The organism is Gemmatimonadaceae bacterium (genome assembly GCA_035633115.1).
GTDB lineage: Bacteria > Gemmatimonadota > Gemmatimonadetes > Gemmatimonadales > Gemmatimonadaceae > UBA4720.
Map to the genome: position 1 here is coordinate 161,787 of DASQFN010000047.1, position 19,289 is coordinate 181,075.

Here is a 19,289-nt window from a genome sequence, read left to right on the forward strand (position 1 = left end):
CAGGGCTGACCCGCGCCAGGGGCTAACCCGCGCTAAGGGCTAATCCGCGCGGGCCGGCCGGCCTCCACACCCATCAGCATGCCCGTCAGGGAAACCATGACCGTCACCGGTGCTTCACGTGGCCTCGGACGCTACTGCGCCGATGAATCTCGTCGTCACTAATCCGGGCGAGGACTGTGCAGCGGATCATCGAGACGAAGAGAGCGATGTTATTATACGCCGCAGATGACTGACAACCGTCGGATCGGCGATGAGATGTATGGTTGGGCATCGGAGCTGTTTCCGATTTGCAGGAGCATCACAGGAGATGGTGTTCGCCGGACGCTTGGATACTTCAAGAAGCTGCTGCCCGATCTCGCCATCCACGAGGTTCCGTCGGGAACGACGGCTTACGACTGGACCGTGCCCGATGAGTGGAACATTCGCGGCGCCTGGATCGCGGATGAAAAGGGCAACCGGGTGGTTGACTTCTCCAAAAACAATCTACACGTCGTCGGCTACTCCACACCGGTGGACGAATGGATGACCCTCGAGGAGCTGCAGCCTCACCTGCATTCGCTCCCCGACCAGCCTAACGCAATTCCTTACGTCACCTCCTACTACGTGAAGAGATGGGGATTCTGCCTGCCGCACAATCAGCGCGAGCGACTGGAGCAGGGCCGCTATCACGTCGTGATCGACAGTACGCTGGCGCCGGGGTCGATGCCCTACGGGGAGCTCATCCTTCCGGGAAGGGAAAATAAGGAGATTCTACTCTCCACCTACATCTGCCATCCGTCGATGGCCAACAACGAGCTTTCCGGACCCGTCGTCACGGCGGCGCTCGCATCCTGGATCGCCGGCAACAGCCAGCGGCGCCTTACCTACCGAATTCTCTTTATTCCTGAGACAATCGGGTCGATCGTGTACATCAGCCACCACCTCGAAGAGATGAAGCGAAACACGATCGCCGGCTTCGTGGTGACGTGCATCGGCGACGATCGTGGTTACTCCCTACTGCTGTCGCGAGCGGGGGATACAGTCGCCGACAGAGCCGCAAAGCTTGTAATGAGCCGCGTCGCACCCGATTACGTCGAATATTCGTACCTGCGGCGTGGAAGCGACGAGCGACAGTATTGCAGCCCGGGCGTGGACCTTCCCGTTGTGTCGATCATGCGCTCCGGATACATGGGTTATCCCGAGTATCACACATCGCTCGATGACCTGACACTGATTTCACCCACTGGTCTTGCCGGTGGCTTCACGGCGATCCGGAAATGCATTGAGGTCCTCGAGCACAACCGCATTTACAAGGCTACGATGCTGTGCGAGCCGCACCTCGGCGGGCGGGGGCTGTACCCGACTCTGGGGACCAGGGACGTCGTACAGTCGGTGCGCGCCCTCACCAACGTTCTCGCGTACGCCGACGGAACTAGAGACCTGGTCAATATCGCAACGCACATCGGCGTCTCAGCTGAAGAAGCCATCGAGATCGCAGGAAAACTACGCGAAGCTGGCCTGCTGGAAATAACGGATTTGACGGATTAGAACCGATCAGAAACCCAAATTGGAACGATTCAGGGAAGCCCGAAGGCGCTGCCTCCGACTTGCCGCAGCAGATGTGGCTCCTCGAGGGGTACCTTCTTGGTTGCTTCGAACACGCGGCCTGCCTCCAACAGTCGAAGAGACCAGCGACCGAGCTTCCCGTGACGCACCAGACCTAGCGACTCCAATCGCTTCCCCATTGGCGCGACATCGGTTCTCACTCCCATATCCAGGTTGCGAACGAACACCTGGTATGATTGGATCCGGGTATGCCCCGACTCATCGATGACGGGACCGGTAAAAGTCTTGTGGGATCGGTAGTCGCATCCCACCATTTCTTCGATGTGATGGAAGAACGTGAAACATTCATGAATCTCCAGATCGATCAGCAATATCTTTCCATTACGCCGTCGGAGCTCGGCGAAAATGGAGTCGTCGCCGTAGGCCGAGATGTTGTGTGTCGTCCTCGAAAGCGTATCGGCGTCCTTTCCGAATAGCGCGAAGCCGTATACGGGGTGATGGGTTCTTCTTGCTCGGCGGTCGCGGCGGGCGAACTCCGTCAGCAGGCCCATCTCCGACGGCGTTTTGCGATAGTCGTACGCGGCGCCGCGACAGAAGCCGAAATTGAACGTCGGAATCGCCAGCGTGCCGGAGGGTTGTACGGAGCGAATCAGCGCATTGAGACAGGCCAACACGTCGGATAACGGAGCCGTTCCGACGCGCGAGTGGACGAGCACGAAATCACCGTCCCCGATCCCGATGTCCGCGAGTGCGCTGCGAAAGGAGTCCCCGAGTGGCGAATCGTCGCTCATCGGTACCCGGTCACTGCCCCCGAATTCGCTTGAACCGGGAATTGAACAGGTCGTCGCGCGCTATCTCGATCCTCACCGGCACCTTGTACGCCGAGAGGCGGCTCTTGCAGAACTCACGAACGCGCTGCTTCACGGAAGCGTCATTCTCGTCGGCGATCAGATTTAGTTTCGCCGCCACGACGTTACCCATGAGGAAATTCTTTTCGCCAAACACAACGGCGTCCTTGATGTTGTCGATCTGTATCAACACGTCCTCGACCTCCGCCGGAAATACCTTTTGCCCTCCCACATTGATGATCTCCGACTTGCGTCCGAGAATCTTCACATACTCGCCGTCTACCTCGACCTGATCATCCGTATTGAACCAGCCGTCGGCGTCGAATGGCTGTGGCGCATTGAGATATCCGAGCATCGCGGATCTTGCTCTTATCCACAAAATACCGTTGACGACCTTCGTCTCGAATCCTTCGCCGCCCAGTCTCACCCACAGCGATCCGTCGTCACGCGACTTGGTGCGGAGGACCCCCAACTCGGACAGCCCATAAGTCTGCTGCAGGCCGACGCCCGGAAAAAGAAGCTTCACTTTTTCGAGTGTCGCCTGCGGCATGACCTCCGTGCCATAGCTGATGATCTTCAGACTCGACAAGTTCCATTTTCGGAATTCGTCGGACACGATGAACAAATTCAGGAACGATGGCGTGACCGGCAGGAGCTCGATTTGATATCGCTCCACGGCTTCGCCGATCGCCGCCGGACTTCGGTCTCTCACCGAGATAATCGTCCCAGCGTTCGACAGCACGTACAACAGAGTGTTGATCCCGCCAAGATGATCGAGTTGTAGAAAGGTGAGTGTTCGCAGGGTCTTTCGCGGAACCGTGAACTTCTCGAGGATTCGCGAAAAATCGTGCAGAATTCCCTTGGGGCGACCGGTGGAGCCTGACGAGAAGACCACCAAGCCCGGGGAGTGATCGCGAATGATTGCGGTGAGAAGCGGATTTGATACTCGGCGATCAAATTTCTTGAGCTCGACGAGTCTATCGGCGCGGAATACGAATTCGAATCCCGCTTCGGCGATGTCGAGGAGCTCCTCCTTTTCCTTTCCCGTAACTGATGCAAAGGGGACGGTCACGGCACGATGGTCGATCAAGGCCAACAGTAGACAACAAATCTCGGGGGAATAGTCGCCGCTCAGGGCGACCACGGCGCCAGGCTGTATGTTCGACTCTTCGATCTGGCCCAGCCAGTGCTCGATTCGATCGAGAGCCCATCCGTAGGTGAATTTGTCTCCGTCGAAAATGAAAGCCGTAGCGTTCTTGTCGACGGAAAAGCGATCTCGAAGAAAATCAGTCGGAGATTCGCCGGCAGGCGGTCCAGGCATCTGGTTCTACCAACGCATGAGGCAGGCGCCCCATGAAAAGCCGACGCCAAACCCGACGATCAGAACCAGGTCTTCGCGCTCGAGGCGACCAGCCGACTGCGCGTCTTTCAACAGGATCGGCAGGGAGGCGGACACGGTGTTTCCTAAATGAGCGATGTTGGAGAACGTCTGATCTGGCGTCAGATCAAGCTGCTCGCTCAAGATGTTGAGAGCATGCAGGCTCGCCTGATGAAAGAGTACGAGCTTGACCTCGGCAAGCTGCAGATTGTTGCGTCGAAGGATGTGCTCGACCGTCGGCTGGACTTCCCGCTGGGCAAAGGCGAGGACGGCAGCTCCATCCATGTAGATGGTGTCATCGGACCGTACGTTGCCGGCAATATCGCGTCGGCCGACGCAGGTCGCCTCCGAGCGCGGGGTGCGCAGACCCCCCGCTTTGATCATGAATTTGTCCCCGCCGCTTTGTCCGTCGCTGGCGAGCACGCAGTCCAGGATCCCGGATTGAGCCGTCGACCGGTCCACGAGAGCTGCCGCTGCGCCGTCACCGAACAGGGTCAGCGCCGCTCGGTCGTCAGGGTGGATGTATCTCGAATACGTATCGCCACACACGAGAAGAATGCTTCGCATCCGCATCGAATCAATCATCGATTTGGCAATCGCAAGCCCGTATACGAATCCGGAACACGCCAACGTGATGTCGAATGCCGCAACGGACTTCCGCAGTCCCAGCCGTGCGTGAAGAATCGTCGCGTTGGGAGGCATGATCTGATCGGGGGATTGCGTACAGAAAATGAGACCGTCGATCTCATCCGCATCGTACCCGCCGAGCACCTCAGTGGCCGCTTGAAACGCGAGATCTGACGCGAGCTCATCCTCAGCGGCAAATCTCCGCGTCAGAACCCCCGTCTTGCGAGCGACCAGCTCCATTCTCCACTCGGGGTGCGCACGCTGTAAATCGTCGTTGGTGACCACGTGATTGGGCACGGCGTACTCGATTCGAGCGATTCGCGCGGAGATACTCACGGGGCGATGGCGCGAACTTCAGAAAAGAACTTGCGCTCCAGTTCTCCGACCGTAGTGGGCCTTCCGTGACCGGGAAAAACCACGGTGTCTGCGGAAAACTCGTCGAACAGCCGTTTCCTGGAAGCAAGAAGCTCATCTGGATTCAACCCCGGAAGCCGGCGGAGCTCCTCGGCCGCCTTGATCAATAAGTCTCCGGTGAACAGCGCCCCACTCACCTCGAAAACGCAGCCCCCGGGAGTATGACCGGGCGCGTGATGCACTTTGATCTCGTGCCCACCAAGGTCGAGGCGATCGCCATCCGAGAGCTTCTGGTGCGCACGTGGATCGATGAACCCTTCGGCGTCGAGGAACATCGCATACGAGTGTGCTGTTCTCAACGTCTTTTCATCACCGGGGTGAAGCAAGAACGGAGGATCGCCAAACCGGCTCTGCACGAGAGCTACTGAGGCGATGTGGTCAACATGGGCATGGGTCGCCAGGATGGCGGCCACCGCGAGCCCGCGGGACACGATTGCCGAGACGATAGCCTCCCCGTCGTATCCGGGGTCGACGACAACGCATGAGGCGCTGCCATCGCCGATGAGCACGAAACAGTTTTCCTTCCACCGGTTTGATGAGAATCGCAGAACCTCGCTGCGTTCGAGGCGTGCCGACTCCACGTCAATACGCTCCTCCGAGATAGACGACCTGGGCGGTCACGGCACCGCTTGCCTTGCTCGAGAAGAAATCGATGACGTTCGTGATGTCTTCGAGCGTCGCTACTCCCTTTTGAGGCAACCCTTGGAGCAGCGACGTGAGCTTGTCCTTCGGGATGTCCTTCCACATGTCGGTTTCGATCGCTGACACGCCGAGCACGTTGCACGTAATACCGTAGTCGGCGACTTCCTTGGCGAGAACTTGCGTGAATTGGGTGAGCGCTGCCTTGGATGCGGAATACACCGCGCCGCCAGCGGGTCGCAGAGGTACCATCATGGAGCTCATGTTGACGATCCTCCCGTACTTCTGCTTCATCATGATGCGAACGGCCTCGCGCGATACCGTGAAACTACCCAGGAAGTTGGTCTTGAAGATGTCCTCAGCCGAGGCCGTTGGCGTGAGGACGGCAAACTGAGATGCCGCGATCGCGGCATTGTTGATCAGGACATCCAACTTTCCAAACTCCGATCGAATCGCCCCGAACGCAACGCGGACCTGCTCTTCGTCGCGAACGTCCACGCAGAAGTGCCGGTAGTTGGCGTGCTCCAGGACTCCGGGCGATCGGCTGAAGCCGATGACGGACGCGTTTCGCGTCGCGAAGTGCTCCGCGAGCTTTGATCCAAGACCCTTGCTCGCCCCGGTGATCAACACAACCTGGTCGCGATACATGTGTCAGCGTTCAGTCAGCAGCAGGTGGATATACCGTGTCAGAGTTTCAACTTTGCTGAATGGATTGACCTCCTGGGACATTGCCCGCTCGTCTGCGAGCGTGATTTCCTTACCGAACAACTCGCGAAGCTGTTCTTCGAGATCAACGACGAGCGCGACCAAATCCATCGAATCGAGCGGAGAGTCACCACCGAATAGATCGCTGGATGCGGTGAACTGTGACGTCTCATGCACACCGTCCGCCGCCGCCTTCGAGGCGGCGGCCAGAACCAGGCGCTGGATGTCTTGTATGGTTGCCTGCATTAAGTCCTCAGAATGTTCCTGATCAATATAGAACTCACTCGTCGCGGGTAGCGAGCGTAGCTCGCTACCGGGTAATCTTAGCCCCGTGAATCACGACGACTCGTCGGCCGGCGACGAACCGACCTCTCTTCCGGGGCACGCCTGGGATCGCGCGTACGGCGGCTACGATACCATCGTCGTCGCAACCGGCATCGTATCCTTTGGCATCGCCGCACTCTACTGGGTGATGCGCATCGGCTTCGAAGATCCGCTCGTCGTCGCGGCGCGGCCGGTCGGGCTTGCCCTCTTCATCTCGAGCTTTCCCTTCATCGCGAGCAGAGGGATCTGGGCCCTTGGGGCGAAAGAGCAAGGCGCGGTCCCGCCATGGTGGGGCTCGTACGCCTTTCTCTGGCTCCTCGGCCTGGTACTGACAGCTATTCTGGGCCGCCTCGTACCAGCTCTCGGATTTTCACCGCTTCCACTGCTGACGGTCGTCGGCGTCGTTTCCTTCCTGGTGATCTTCGCCGGGTGGATCACGAAGGCTCCGCTGTGGCGTAGCCTCCTCTTTGTCGTGGGGAGCGGGGTCTTCTCAGTCTGGGCGGGCGGTGTCGTCTGGGGGAGGATCTACAAGAATCCGCTCTTCTACGAGAATTACATTCTGAACGGGCAGATTCATCACGACGGCCTTGCCGTTGCGGCGATCGGCAACATGCTGCGCACATATCACGTTACCACGACCGGGATCGACGGGCTCAACTTCGTACCCTATCACTGGGGCACCCCCTGGCTGTTCGCGCAATTGTCGAATCTGACGGGCGCCCAGGTTTTCGATTTCTACCAGCTTGGGTTCCCGGTGACGATGATCCCCCTGTTCTTCGGGGGAACAGTGACCTTCGCAGTCGCCATGCGGAACCGCAGAAAGGGTCCGGAGGCGGGCCAGGACCTTCGCCGAGATTTTCGTTTCTGGTTCGTTTTTCTCGCCGCATGCATAGGCATCATTCCGTTGTCGGGACTCGACGGAATGGGAGTGTGGACTTCGGGTCTCATTTCCGAATCTTTCACGGTCGCGGTGCCCTGCGGCCTGCTCTTTCTCGCCACAGTCGTCGCCTTCTACGATGGAGTCTCTCAGCGCGCAGGCGCCGGAACTGGACGCGTACGGGCAGTCGCCGATTCGCTTTTCGTCCTCATCGGCATTCCCCTCGGCATCGTCACGCTCGGCTACCTCAAGATCTCTCTCATGGTGGTGGGCTTCGCGCTAGCCATGTACGCACTGTTCCGGCTGAGTCTCTACCGGCGGCCACTGTATCTCATGGCGACCCTGCTGCTCGTGGTGCTGTTCTACATCACCTATCTGCAGGTCTCGCTGCCGGCCCATCGCGAAGGCATTTCGCCCTTCGACTTCCTCTGGGCGGTCGTGAGGCCCGCATGGTGGCCGTTCTTTCCAATCGTGCATCTCTTCTGGTCATGGGTCTACATCGCCGTCCGCCTGCGGTCCGAAGGCGTCGGGACGTTCGCAGATTTAAAGGAGGCCGCCGCCGAGCAACGCCTCCTTGACGTCGAGGCGGTGGTGCTCGTTGCCCTGGTGGGGATTGCCCCGGGACTCATTCTGCACATCGACGGTGGCTCCGCATTCTACTTCTCCGACATCCAGCGCTGGCTTTCGGTGGGTCTGATAATGTCCCGCCTCCCGATATTCCTCGCCGTGATCCTCGGCGAGGCACCACCGAAGCGGAAGAGAAAATCGCGCGGTTTCTTGTCGCGGCTCGATAGTGTGAGCGTGCGACAGGTGCTGATTGTATTCCTGCTGCTCCCCGTCATCGGTTCGATGGTCTCGAACAGTATGGCCTGGCCGATCACGATGTTGCGGGCGAACGCCGAGACGCGTCATGCGCTGTATCCGGCGGCAGTCGCGGCCACCATCCCAAGGGGATTGCACGGGTTGGTGCGGCTGCACGACAGGGCGACACTCGACGAAGGTCTGAGGCGATCGCCGAACTTCGCAGTCGCCGAGGCATTGCGGGGACTCTCGGCGCTGCCCGCCTCCCTTCGCCGCCACACCGCGCTCTTTATACCGCAGGACCAGGGGGCATTCTGGCACAGCCTGACAAGGCCGGGCGCGTGCACATTCCAGCCGCTGCTGGCGACCGCGCTCTCATCTATCGCGATGGTCGATGGAATGCCTCCCTATGGGTGTACGTTGAGCCGTTACTACGGACTTGGCTCCTTCACACCGCGGACGCGGCCGCAGACCGCGACCGACGCCGAGCCGGTGGTTCTCTGCCGGCGAGCAGCTGCGGCCGGGATGGACCGCGTGGTCGTGCTCACCTTCGACGGCACCAGTCGCGCGACGACGGCAGCGTTGCGATGCGCGCCGAAGTCATAGTCGATATCGCGACTCACATCGGCATATCGGCTGAAGAGGCCATAGAGATTGCCGGAAAGCTGAGCGAGGCTCGCCTACTAGAAGTAACGGGGATAACGGATTCAACGGATTGAACGGATGAGACGCTAAACAAACCACAATTTACCAATATGACAATCGCGAACTTGTCAGGCATAGAGTCGAGCGCATGTTTCCGTTTCTTCGCAATCGCACCTACCAGAATCGTAGTCAGGCCGGATCCGCATTCCAGGATCGGACCATTACACGCCAGCGCATACCTTAGACAATCCGTCAGATACTCATCAGACAATCTGTCAGATACTCATCGAGAGCAGACCAGTCGCTCCCCCAACCATGAAATCAGGTCCGGAACGACACGACTGTCAGATGCCAATGCAGCCTCCGGATTCGTCAAGAACCTATCCATCGCTCGCCGGAAGACGAAGTCCCGATGCCGCATTCGCAAGAATCGACGGGACGGTGCCGGCAGGACTGTCCTCAGGATTTTTATTAATGCTCCGGTCATGACGCAGCTATCTTGGCCAATGTCGCATGACGTCCGGAATGGGAAATGATTAACGGAAAGCGCATCATGGTCGTGCTGCCGGCGTACAACGCCGGCCGCACGCTCGAGCGTACCATCGCCGACATCCCGCCCGGACTTGTCGATGATCTGTTGCTCGTCGATGACGCATCAGGCGATGACACGGTCGAGGTAGCCGAACGGCTGGGAATCCCGCGAGTCGTGCATCCAATCAATCGGGGATACGGCGCCAATCAGAAAACCTGTTACTCCCATGCCCTGGCCCGAGGTGCGGACATCATCGTCATGCTTCACCCGGATTACCAGTATTCGCCAAAACTAATCGGGGCGATGGCCTGGCTGGCGGCCTCCGACGAATACGACGTGATTCTCGGGTCCCGAATCCTCGGGCGGGGCGCGCGCGACGGGGGGATGCCGCGATACAAATATTTCTTCAATCGCGTCCTTACCGCCGTCCAGAACCTGTTCCTCGGAATGAAGCTCTCGGAGTACCACACCGGCTACCGAACATTCACGCGCGAGGTGATACAGACTCTGCCGCTCCTGGAGTGTTCGGACGATTTCGTGTTCGACAACCAGATGCTCGCTCAGGCGGCATTCTTTGGATTCCGCATCGGCGAGATGTCGTGCCCGACAAGGTATTTCAAGGAAGCTTCGTCAATCAATTTCCGTCGGTCGGTCGTTTACGGGCTCGGGGTGTTGAGTACGTCGGTCCAGTACCGACTTCACCGTTCCGGATTGCGTCGTGACCGGCTCTTCGACCCCGAGGGACGAAAGCTGGAGGTCCCATCCCGCTGAGCGGGCGCAGCGGCAGCGGCAGCGGCAGCGGCAGCGGCAGCGGCAGCAGTGATCCCGCCAACCGGATAAGTCCGCGAGCTCTGTGGATATCGTTCGCGATATTCATTGTGCTCACGACATTCCTGGCTACCCGCCACGCGATGTGGCGCGACGAAGTCCGTGCATTCTCCGTGGCCACTCAGGCGCGGTCGTGGCTCGACCTCCTCGGCAACATTCATCAGGACGGTCATCCCATCATCTGGTACGCAATTCTTCGGATTGGATATGCGGTGACCCAATCGACACTCGTCCTTCCCGTTGCTTCACTATTGATAGCGTGGGCAGCCGCATTTCTGATCCTGCGATTCGCCCCGTTTCCCGTCGGGATTCGACTGCTCGCGGTTTTCGGTGCATTCCTTGGCCACGAATTCAGCGTCGTGTCCCGAAATTACGGGATTGGCGTTCTGTTTATGGTGGTGGCCTGCATCTTTTTTCCGGCGAGGCGCGAGCGACCGATTCGCCTCGGAATTGTTCTCGCGCTGCTGGCGAACACGAGCGTCCACGCGGCCCTGGCCGCCCTGCTGCTGGGCTTCGTATGGGTGGGCACGGACGTTCTCCATCAAACCTCCCGTCCTGCGCTCACGCGTCCTGCGTCCCTCGTCGCGCTGGCGATTGGAGTAGTCGGCACCGCGTTCGCGCTGTGGAGTGCGCACGTTCCGCCAGACATGACTTATGCCGTGTCGTTGAGTCAACTGCTTCCGGATAAATGGGGGGCCATTCCGCTGGATCCAGCCGCTGGCTTGATGGGATTTCAGCTCGCCAACATCGCGGCGACAGGCGAGCTTCCGTGGGCTCGCGTCGGTATCGATCCCACCTTCGCGTCTCGCGTGATCGTCGACGTCGCCTTACTTGGCATTCTGTGGTCACTGCGGCGGAATCTCATCTGCCTGGCTGCTGCGCTCCTGGCGATCTTCGCCTTCGAGCTGATTTTCCGACTCGTGTATTCAGGATCACTGCGCCACGAGGGAATGCTTGCATTCCTCCTGATATCGCTCGTCTGGATCGCATGCGAAGAATTCCGAGCGCGTCCGGCATCACTGCGGCGGGCGATGGCGCTGGGGTTGTTGCCGCTCCTCCTTTTTCAGGCGGCAGCTCTGCCCGTGGTAACACGCCGGGTGCTCTTGTATCCCAGTTCTTCCAGTAAAGAGTTCGCCACACTGATCGATCGTAGTCCTGCCTGGCGCGACGCCATTCTTGCCGGAGAGCCGGACTACATCATGGAAGCCATGCCTTACTATGTCGGGAACAGAGTGTTCATGCCGCGTCAGCGCGCTTTCGACTATCGTGTCTACTTCGATCGTGGTGCGAGACGCAAGCTCAACCTGCGCCTCGGAGGGCTGATCGATATGGCGGACAGTCTGAGCTGCGCCACCGGGCGGCCGGTTCTCCTGGCGATCGGATACGCCGAGGTTCTTTCCGATTCTGCCGGCGAAGCGCATCCCGGCTACCCGGGAACGGTGTTCCGGTGGGACACAGCGGAGCGGGCGCGGCTGTTCGCCGAGGGAAAGCTCGTGGGCTCCTTCGTGCAGTCTACGGGGGATGAGAACTACTCGGTCTTCGAGTTCCGCCCCCCTGCGTGCGGCCGCGACCGGCAACGCCAGACGCAGCCAACGTGACCGAAGCCGAGCGAGCTACCCGCCTTGGCCCTCAGGCACTACATCCAGTCTGGATGCAGGCTGAGCCCCTGTGGATTGCCGCACTGGCGCTTCTCATCATACTGCCCGGCTATCAGTTTGGCCCGGGGTTCATTCAGTTTTTCGGAAGAGGAGGGCGAAGAGAGACGGTCGAGTGGCTAACCTATCTCTCCGTTCTAGCTGGCCTGCCGACGGGCGCATTTGTGATAGTGCGCCTTCTGCCGCGCGCGACTTCGTCACGCGTGCAGTCAATCGTCAAGATGGCACTGCTGTTCTTTGTAGTAGCCGAGAGCGCCGTGTACGTCGCCGGGTCTCAGTGGCAGGCGATTGGAGCGGCTGCCGTGCTGTCGCTGGTCACTGTCGCATCGGTCGCCAGGGCTGATGACCGGAATGATTCCCAGCCCGTAATGCATCCGGATACCCTCAGTTGGATCGTACCGATCCTGGTCGGCACGAGCGCCTGGATGAGCGCCGGGTCGCTCGTCTCGTGGTCTGATGCCACGCGGTGGTTCCTCGCGAGCCCCGGGCGCTTTGCGGTATTCGTCCTGGCATTTGCAATTTCGGTCCTCGCCATGCGGGCGATCTTTCGCTCGTCCGCGAAGCCGAGTTCGGGCAGGGTAGCGAAGCTTTTCACTCTTCTGGGGGTTGTGCTCCTTCTCGCGCTGAGCTTTCGCACCAATCCGGTCCTCGAGTTTTATCACTGGGCCTTCTACGTCGGGCCGATGCAGGAGCTGCGGCAAGGCGGCTGGCTGCTCTGGGATGCTCCGGCTCAGTACGGCGTTCTCAGCATTCTCATTCCCACTCTATTCCCCGGAAATGCCTGGCAGTCCTTCCACCTGTTCCAGTCCCTGTGCAACGCCGTCGTCGCGCTGCTCATGTTCTGGGCGCTCGGCGCCACAGGATCCTCGACCACCCGGATAATTCTTGCAACCGCTCTCACTGCAACGACGCTTTTCTTCCGGCCGAGGGAGGGGCCGGTGCTGATCGCCGGGCAGATGACGCCGTCAGGTGGGCCGGTACGGTTTATATGGCCTTTCGTCATGCTTGCCTTCGTTTTCCGCTACTACCGCAAGACGACGAACCGGGGCGGCCGCGATGATCGTGCAGATTCGCGTTTCGAGATTTGGGGTCATCTCATCTGGCTGGGATCGGTTTGCTGGTCGGTGGAGGCGGGCGTCTACTGCTCCGCGGTGTGGTTTCCGGTATATGCCCTGTTCCTGATGCAGCGAGCGTCCCATGATGTGCGGAGTGGCCCGAGCCGGGCAAACGCCGCCCGCCGGATTCTGCGGTCCATCGCGTTCCCGATAGGCGCACTGGTGTTGATCATCGGCGCCGTCTCAGCGTTCTACCGCTTCACGCTTGGTCACTTCCCCGACTGGATGGGTTATTTCGAGTACGCCCTGCTGTACAGCGGGGGCTTTCGCGCCCTGCCGATCGATCCGTCGGGCTCGGTGTGGTATCTGCTGACCATCTTCCTCGCAATCTCCACGGCCGCGGTGATCTATCTGCTCAGGGATCCGCATCATCCACGGGTCATGGTCCTCGCCGGCGCGTGGAGCGGAGTGTGGGCAATCAGCAGCTACTTCGTTTCGCGGAGTCACCCCGCAAACCTGCTGAGCATCGCCACGTTCCTCATCTTTGCGGCGGCGATCACCCTCCGCATGATCGCCGATCAGCCTCCGGAATCGTGGCATGGGCTGGTCCGCGTCGCTGTTCTTCCGATGTTCGTCACGCCGGTCGCACTGACGCTTGGTCATCCTTCATTTGTGCGTGAGATCACGACGCCTCAACTTTCCTACAGCTCGTTCACCGAGCAGATTCCTTTGATGGAGCTATCGTTGAATGAGCTGTTGCTCGAGGCGGGAGCGAAGCCGACGGATCCCGTAGTTAGAATAGGGGACGGCCGGCTGATGCTTCCGGCGTGGCGGCCGCGGGACCCGCGGGGCGCGAAAGTTGTGAGCCCCTATTCATGGCTGCCGAAACAGTACGAGATTATCGGCACCTTGCCGCCCGACGGGCGGCAGAAATACATCGACCGTATTGCCCAGCATCTCCAGTTGAGCGGTTGGCTCATTCACAGCAAGGCCGGTGGCATTCAAGACTTCGACAAGCAGCTCTCCGACATTCAAAGAACGCACGTCGAGACCAAGCGCTTCGAGAACAAGGATTGGATCGTATCATGGCACCAGCTCAAACACTGATGGCTGATCCCGTGCAACCAGTAATCTCTCTAGTGGTGCCGTTCTACAACGAGGAGCTCGTCATCGACGAGTTCCGCTCATGCATCGTCCCGGTTCTCGAAGCGACCAATGAGCTGTTCGAAGTGATCTGCGTCAACGACGGCAGCCACGACCGCACTGCGGAGATGCTCGACGCGATCTGCGCGGAAGATCCGAGATTCAAGGCTGCGCATTTCTCCCGAAATTTCGGGCACCAGGCCGCAGTGACTGCGGGGCTTCATATCGCGAGGGGGAGATGCGCGATCGTCCTAGACGCCGATCTACAGGACCCTCCGGAGCTAATCCGCTCGCTCCTCGCAAAATGGCGGGAGGGCTTCGACATCGTCTACGCGCAAAGGCGCGCGCGGGCGGGCGAAGGGCGGATGAAACGGGGGACCGCTTTTTTGTTCTATCGGACCCTGGCGAAGCTGACTGAAATCGAGATTCCCGTCGACACCGGGGATTTCTGCCTGATCGACAGGAGAGTCATCGACATACTGAACGCGATGCCTGAGCATAATCGGTATATTCGCGGACTCCGCGCCTGGGTTGGTTTTCGGCAGGCGGCAGTCGAGTTCGACCGCCGGGAGCGCTACGCCGGCGAATCGAAGTATCCTCTCCGGCGAATGGTTCGCCTCGCACTCGATGGGGTCTTTTCACTCTCGTGGGCTCCACTTCGAATGGCGATCTGGCTCGGATTGCTTTTGGCAGCGACAAGTCTGATTGTCGCGATAGTGCTGCTGGTCAGAAAAATGACGGGGACGTACGAGACCGCCGGCTGGGCCTCGATGATCGCCATTGTCCTCTTTCTTGGCGGAGTGCAGCTCGTTTGCATCGGAGCCGTCGGCGAGTACATCGGACGCATCTACGACGAAGTAAAGCAGCGTCCTCTTTACATAATTGCGCGCACGAGCGGACTCTAAGCCGGTCAACGACAACGCAATGCTCTTTCCGGTCTTTGACTGATCGTCAGGGTTGAAAAAATACACCACCGGGATAGAGTGTCCTCCGCGCCAGTGACCACGCCTCGAGCCCTGCCGGAGAACCAGGAGCGCGACGACCGGACGACCATCGCCGTTTTCGCGACAGTCATGGCGACGACCATCGCTGCCTTGTACTACCTGGGCAGATGGGGATTCGACAACCCGGTTTGTCCAGTCCTGACAACCCTCGGGCTGTCGTTCTTCATCACGGTTGCGCCGCTCGTTGTCTGGAGATTGGTCACGCAGAGTCATTACGCCGAGCCCGAGCCGTGGTGGCGGACCCAGCCAGCGCTGACGCTTGCCGCGCTTGGCCTGACGGCACTGGCGGGAATGCTCGTGCCCGCGACGGGATGGAACGCAATGGTTGTCTTAGGCGTCGCCGGCTTCGCGTCGGCTCTCGTGGCCGTCGTAATCTGGATGAGACACGGGGGGAAGGGGACGAACCTCCTTTTTCTGATGGGCGCCATTGTTTTTGCGACGTGGGCATGCGGTGTCGCGTGGAGCACGCGCTACAAGACTCCGGTTTTCTGGGAGACCCTCGAGTACCAGGCCAACGTCCATCACGACCCGCTCTACAATGTCAGCATGGCGAATACCATGCGGACCTACGGCATGCCGAGCACGGGTCTCGACGGATTTCCGTACACTCCGTACCACTACGGCGCGGCCTGGCTCAATTCGCAGTGGGCGTACCTCGCCAATACCGACGTGCTGGAATTCTACTCGCTCGGCCCACCGGTAATCGTCATCCCGCTCTTTTTTTCCGCGATTCTGATGCTGGCCGTGGAGGTGCGGAAAGCCTGGCGATCCTCAGTTGCGGACGTCGAGCGACCGCTCAGATCCGATTACGCTGCGTGGATTTTTCTCATCGCTGCGACAGTTGGCGTGATTCCGACGTCCGGCCTCGACGCAATGGGAATCTGGAATCAGCACGCCTTGATCTCGGAATCTTATGTCATCGGCATCCCCGTATTCCTCCTGGTGATGGCGACAACGATAGGGTTCTGGCGCCGAAAGGTAAGCTCGCCTCGTCCGGACGATGTCGTGTTCCTTCTCGTCTTCGCACCGGCGATGCTCGTTGCCCTGGCCTTCCTGAAGATCTCTCTGATGGTGCTTTTCCTCTGCGCAGGATTCGCACTCCTGCTTCTTGGCCGGCTGTACCGCGACCGTTGGCTCGCCGCTTCTGCGGCGATCTGCGTGGCGGTGTCGGTTGTCGCGTACAAGCTCGTGTCGGTTGCCGCGCAGAATCAGGGCCTTGCTCCTTTCGCATACATACGCTTCTCCGGCGTGAACACCGAGTGGTGGCCGTATTTCATTCTGATCCATCTCTTCTGGAGCTGGCTCTACATCTATCTGAGGTTGCGGGAGGAGAAGCTGAACGATGTTGGAGCGATCAGGCAGGCCGTGCTCGAGGGCAGACTCACAGATGTAGTGGTGATGGCGACCGTCGCCGTCGCTGGGTTCCTGCCGGGCGAGCTGGTCGACATACACGGTGGTTCCGCAATCTATTTCTCGGACGTTCAGCGCTGGCTGGCGATCGCGCTTCTCATGGCGTCAGCTCCGCGGTGGTTGGCGCAGGTGCGGGCAAACCGTGAAGCGGCTTCCGGCGAAAGGCGGTCGTTGGGGAGCATCCGGCTGTCCCATCTTTGGATCGCCGCGCTGATCCTTCCGATTAGTATCACGTTGATACTAAATGTGATTCGTGCCCCGATGACTGCGTTGCGCGCCAACGTCGCCCTCCGCCAAGCGTTCTACGCCCAAGCGGGCATAGCGGGCTCCGTCGGCATTCGTTCGCTCGCCGATTCCCGGCTGCTAGCGATCGGACTGCACCGGTCCCCCGCCTACAAGCTCATCGCCGCCCTTCGCGACCTCGACCGTATGCCACCGGCAATCAAGCGCCGGACTCTTCTCTTCATCCCGCAGTCGTACGGCGCCTTCTGGCGAATCTGGAAAGGCGAGCGCGGCCGCTGCTCGTACACGCCGATGATCGCTCCGGCAACTTCTGGCCTCGCGTTACTCGATGGAATGCCACCGGTCGACTGTGACGTGACGGACCAGTACGGGATGCTCCGCTACCACCGCCGCACGGTCCCGCAGACTCCAGCAGATGCGGCACCAGCCGCGCTGTGCGCAAAAGCCCGCGCTAAGGGCTTCCCGAGAGTCGTTGTGCTGAACGGCTCACCGTCCGGGGAGGTGAGTGTGAAGACCGTCGACTGCGGCGTGCAAGCGAGCTCGCCGGCCAGCGAATCGTCAGACAGGATTTCTCGTTTCCCCACGCACAGGGAAACCGCCGGCCTCAGTCACAGGCGGTGACTCCGGCATGGTGATCCTTCCGCTCGCGGCGCTGGTCGCACTGATCCTCGGACAGCGGACCGCGTCTGGAAGTATGCGGGAGGCGATTTTGCGCGGATCGGTACTCTGGGGATTCGCGCTCGTGTTGCTGACCGAGGTGCTGAGCGTGATGACGCTCCTGACGAGCTGGTCGGTCGCTGCGGGATGGGCCGCTGTACTTACCGTCGCGCTGATCTGGATGCGGCGTCGGAGTACATCGACGACCACCGCGACGGTTGCGTGGCGCGTCTGGCGAGACGATGCGGGTGCACTCTCTCTCGCGCAGATACTCGCGATCATCGTCGTGGCTGTCGTTACTCTGGCGCTCGCGCTGCTCGCTGCCCCAGCGACCGAAGATTCGATGGTCTACCACCTGCCGCGCGTGATGCACTGGATTCAGGACCGCAGCGTCGCGCCGTATCCGACACATATCGCGCGTCAGCTCTGGCCAAGTCCGGGCGGTAGCTTCGTCGCGCTGCATGGCCAGCTTCTAACCGGGAGCGACCGCTCGGTGCCCGTCGTACAGTGGCTTGCATTCATTGGCGACATCGTTCTAGCGAGCCTGGTGGCGAAAGAGCTCGGAGCGAAGAGGAAGGGCCAGCTGTTCGCCGCCTTTTTTTTCGCGCTTCTTCCCCCCGCGGTCGCACAGGCGTCCGGTGCGCAGGTCGAGCTCATTGCGGCGTTCTGGTTCGGAAGCGCTGTCGTGCTTGGCCTCCAGATGATGAACGACAGAGAGGAGACCAGGAGTTGGTTGTCGGTTTTCCTGCTCGGCGCAGCCATTGGGCTGGCAATACTGACCAAGACAACTGCCTTTATTTTTTTAGCGCCCTTCGTCCTTTGGTATCTGGCCACTGCCATTCGCCGCGGTCCGGGCCGCGCAATCGGCAGCTGGGTAGTGGCCGGATTCGTTGCGCTTGCCTTGAACGCACCGCACGCAGTCCGCAACCTCGCGACGTATGACAATCCCCTCGGAAGACGCGGTGGATACGGCCTGGTAAATTCGGAGTTCTTCCCGGCCGGATTCATCTCGAACGTAGTACGGAATACATCGCTGCACTTCGGTACCAGATCGCCGCGTGCAAATCTCGCAGTCTACAGCTCGGTCATTGGAGTCCACAGACTTCTCGGCGTGAGTGCTGATGATCCGCGGACTACTTTTCCGGGATTGCGCTATAAGCCAGTGCGGATGGAGTACGCGGAGCAGACCGCCGGCGCGCCGATTCATGTACTGCTTATTGTAGCTTCCGCGCTGATTCTGGGGTGGAAGGGTGGGAGAAAGCACGCCACCTCTCTTTTTCTTCTCCTAGCCGTAGTAACTGGATTTCTGCTGTTCAGCTTCTACCTGCGATGGCAACCCTGGCATTCCAGATTATGGGTTCCACTGTTCGTGGTGGGAGCAGGCGCAGTTGGTGTCGCGTTCGAATCAATCCTAGCTCCTGTCATTCGAGCGGGCATCATCGTGTCAATGATGTTGGGCGTCCTGCCTGCGCTTGTGCTCAATCCTCCCCGGCCTCTGGTGTTGCGGCAGCCCATCTACGCGATTCCCAGGGAACGGCAATACTTTGCCGAGGACTACCGGCCGTACACGACATATCGGGACGCTGCCGACCATCTGGCGAGTGCGGGCTGTTACGATATCGCAGTGTGGATGCGCGGAGACGGCGCGGAGTATCAGCTTTGGGCGGTATTGCAGACGCGCGCTGCGCGTGTCGGCAGGCAGACCCGCATCCGCCATTTTCTGGTACGCAACGAATCGAGGAAACTGGTGGGAAGGCTTTCGGGAGACAATTTCCGCCCGTGTGCCGTGGTATACATTCACCCGGACGTCCCGCTGTCGGCACTGCCGGTCCCCGCCCGCTTCAATCTCGTGTGGGAGCGCAATTTTTTCAGAATATATTCCGCGCCGGCAGATGTTCGGTAACCACTTTCGCTTCATCGATCCACACCTTTTCTGTCGGGCGGATTGTATCTTGTAGC

14 protein-coding genes are annotated in these 19,289 nt (G+C 59.9%); 8 read left to right on the forward strand and 6 right to left on the reverse strand.

The window, feature by feature from the left end; all coding sequences use genetic code 11:
- The first annotated feature begins 225 nt into the window (after positions 1-225).
- The gene (locus VES88_05310; protein ID HYN80900.1) at positions 226-1,527 is read left to right on the forward strand and encodes a DUF4910 domain-containing protein; all 1,302 of its coding nucleotides are present in this window, start codon (positions 226-228) and stop codon (positions 1,525-1,527) included.
- A 29-nt stretch (positions 1,528-1,556) separates the two neighbouring features.
- Here VES88_05310 and VES88_05315 read toward each other — a convergent pair whose 3' ends face one another.
- The 6 genes from VES88_05315 to VES88_05340 all read right to left on the reverse strand — a co-directional run bounded on the left by VES88_05315 (position 1,557) and on the right by VES88_05340 (position 6,402).
- Positions 1,557-2,336 (reverse strand): AAC(3) family N-acetyltransferase, encoded by a 780-nt coding sequence (locus VES88_05315; GenBank protein HYN80901.1) that lies wholly within the window; start codon positions 2,334-2,336, stop codon positions 1,557-1,559.
- A 10-nt stretch (positions 2,337-2,346) separates the two neighbouring features.
- Complete coding sequence (locus tag VES88_05320) at positions 2,347-3,714, reverse strand: fatty acid--CoA ligase family protein (GenBank protein ID HYN80902.1); 1,368 nt, start codon at positions 3,712-3,714, stop codon at positions 2,347-2,349.
- Positions 3,715-3,720: 6 nt separating this feature from the next.
- Complete coding sequence (locus tag VES88_05325) at positions 3,721-4,734, reverse strand: ketoacyl-ACP synthase III (GenBank protein ID HYN80903.1); 1,014 nt, start codon at positions 4,732-4,734, stop codon at positions 3,721-3,723.
- A complete protein-coding gene (locus tag VES88_05330; protein ID HYN80904.1) occupies positions 4,731-5,321 on the reverse strand; it encodes an MBL fold metallo-hydrolase in 591 nt (196 codons plus the stop codon). Before VES88_05330 ends, VES88_05325 begins: the two co-directional genes overlap by 4 nt.
- Before the next feature lie 73 nt (positions 5,322-5,394).
- A complete protein-coding gene (locus VES88_05335) occupies positions 5,395-6,099 on the reverse strand; it encodes an SDR family oxidoreductase (GenBank protein ID HYN80905.1) in 705 nt (234 codons plus the stop codon).
- A gap of 3 nt (positions 6,100-6,102) precedes the next feature.
- Positions 6,103-6,402, reverse strand: a complete 300-nt coding sequence (locus VES88_05340) for a hypothetical protein (protein ID HYN80906.1) — start codon at positions 6,400-6,402, stop codon at positions 6,103-6,105.
- Between the two features lie 85 nt (positions 6,403-6,487).
- Between VES88_05340 and VES88_05345 the strand changes: the two genes are divergently transcribed.
- The 7 genes from VES88_05345 to VES88_05375 all read left to right on the forward strand — a co-directional run bounded on the left by VES88_05345 (position 6,488) and on the right by VES88_05375 (position 19,233).
- Entirely contained in the window at positions 6,488-8,764 is a 2,277-nt protein-coding gene (locus tag VES88_05345; GenBank protein ID HYN80907.1) for a hypothetical protein, read from the forward strand.
- Between the two features lie 571 nt (positions 8,765-9,335).
- Positions 9,336-10,106 (forward strand): glycosyltransferase family 2 protein, encoded by a 771-nt coding sequence (locus VES88_05350; GenBank protein HYN80908.1) that lies wholly within the window; start codon positions 9,336-9,338, stop codon positions 10,104-10,106.
- 107 nt (positions 10,107-10,213) lie between these two features.
- Positions 10,214-11,761, forward strand: a complete 1,548-nt coding sequence (locus VES88_05355; GenBank protein ID HYN80909.1) for a hypothetical protein — start codon at positions 10,214-10,216, stop codon at positions 11,759-11,761.
- A gap of 53 nt (positions 11,762-11,814) precedes the next feature.
- Positions 11,815-13,980 (forward strand): hypothetical protein, encoded by a 2,166-nt coding sequence (locus tag VES88_05360; GenBank protein HYN80910.1) that lies wholly within the window; start codon positions 11,815-11,817, stop codon positions 13,978-13,980.
- Positions 13,959-14,921, forward strand: a complete 963-nt coding sequence (locus VES88_05365; GenBank protein HYN80911.1) for a glycosyltransferase family 2 protein — start codon at positions 13,959-13,961, stop codon at positions 14,919-14,921. Before VES88_05360 ends, VES88_05365 begins: the two co-directional genes overlap by 22 nt.
- Before the next feature lie 93 nt (positions 14,922-15,014).
- Entirely contained in the window at positions 15,015-17,294 is a 2,280-nt protein-coding gene (locus tag VES88_05370; protein ID HYN80912.1) for a hypothetical protein, read from the forward strand.
- Positions 17,295-17,301: 7 nt separating this feature from the next.
- A complete protein-coding gene (locus tag VES88_05375; protein HYN80913.1) occupies positions 17,302-19,233 on the forward strand; it encodes a glycosyltransferase family 39 protein in 1,932 nt (643 codons plus the stop codon).
- Positions 19,234-19,289: the final 56 nt, after the last annotated feature.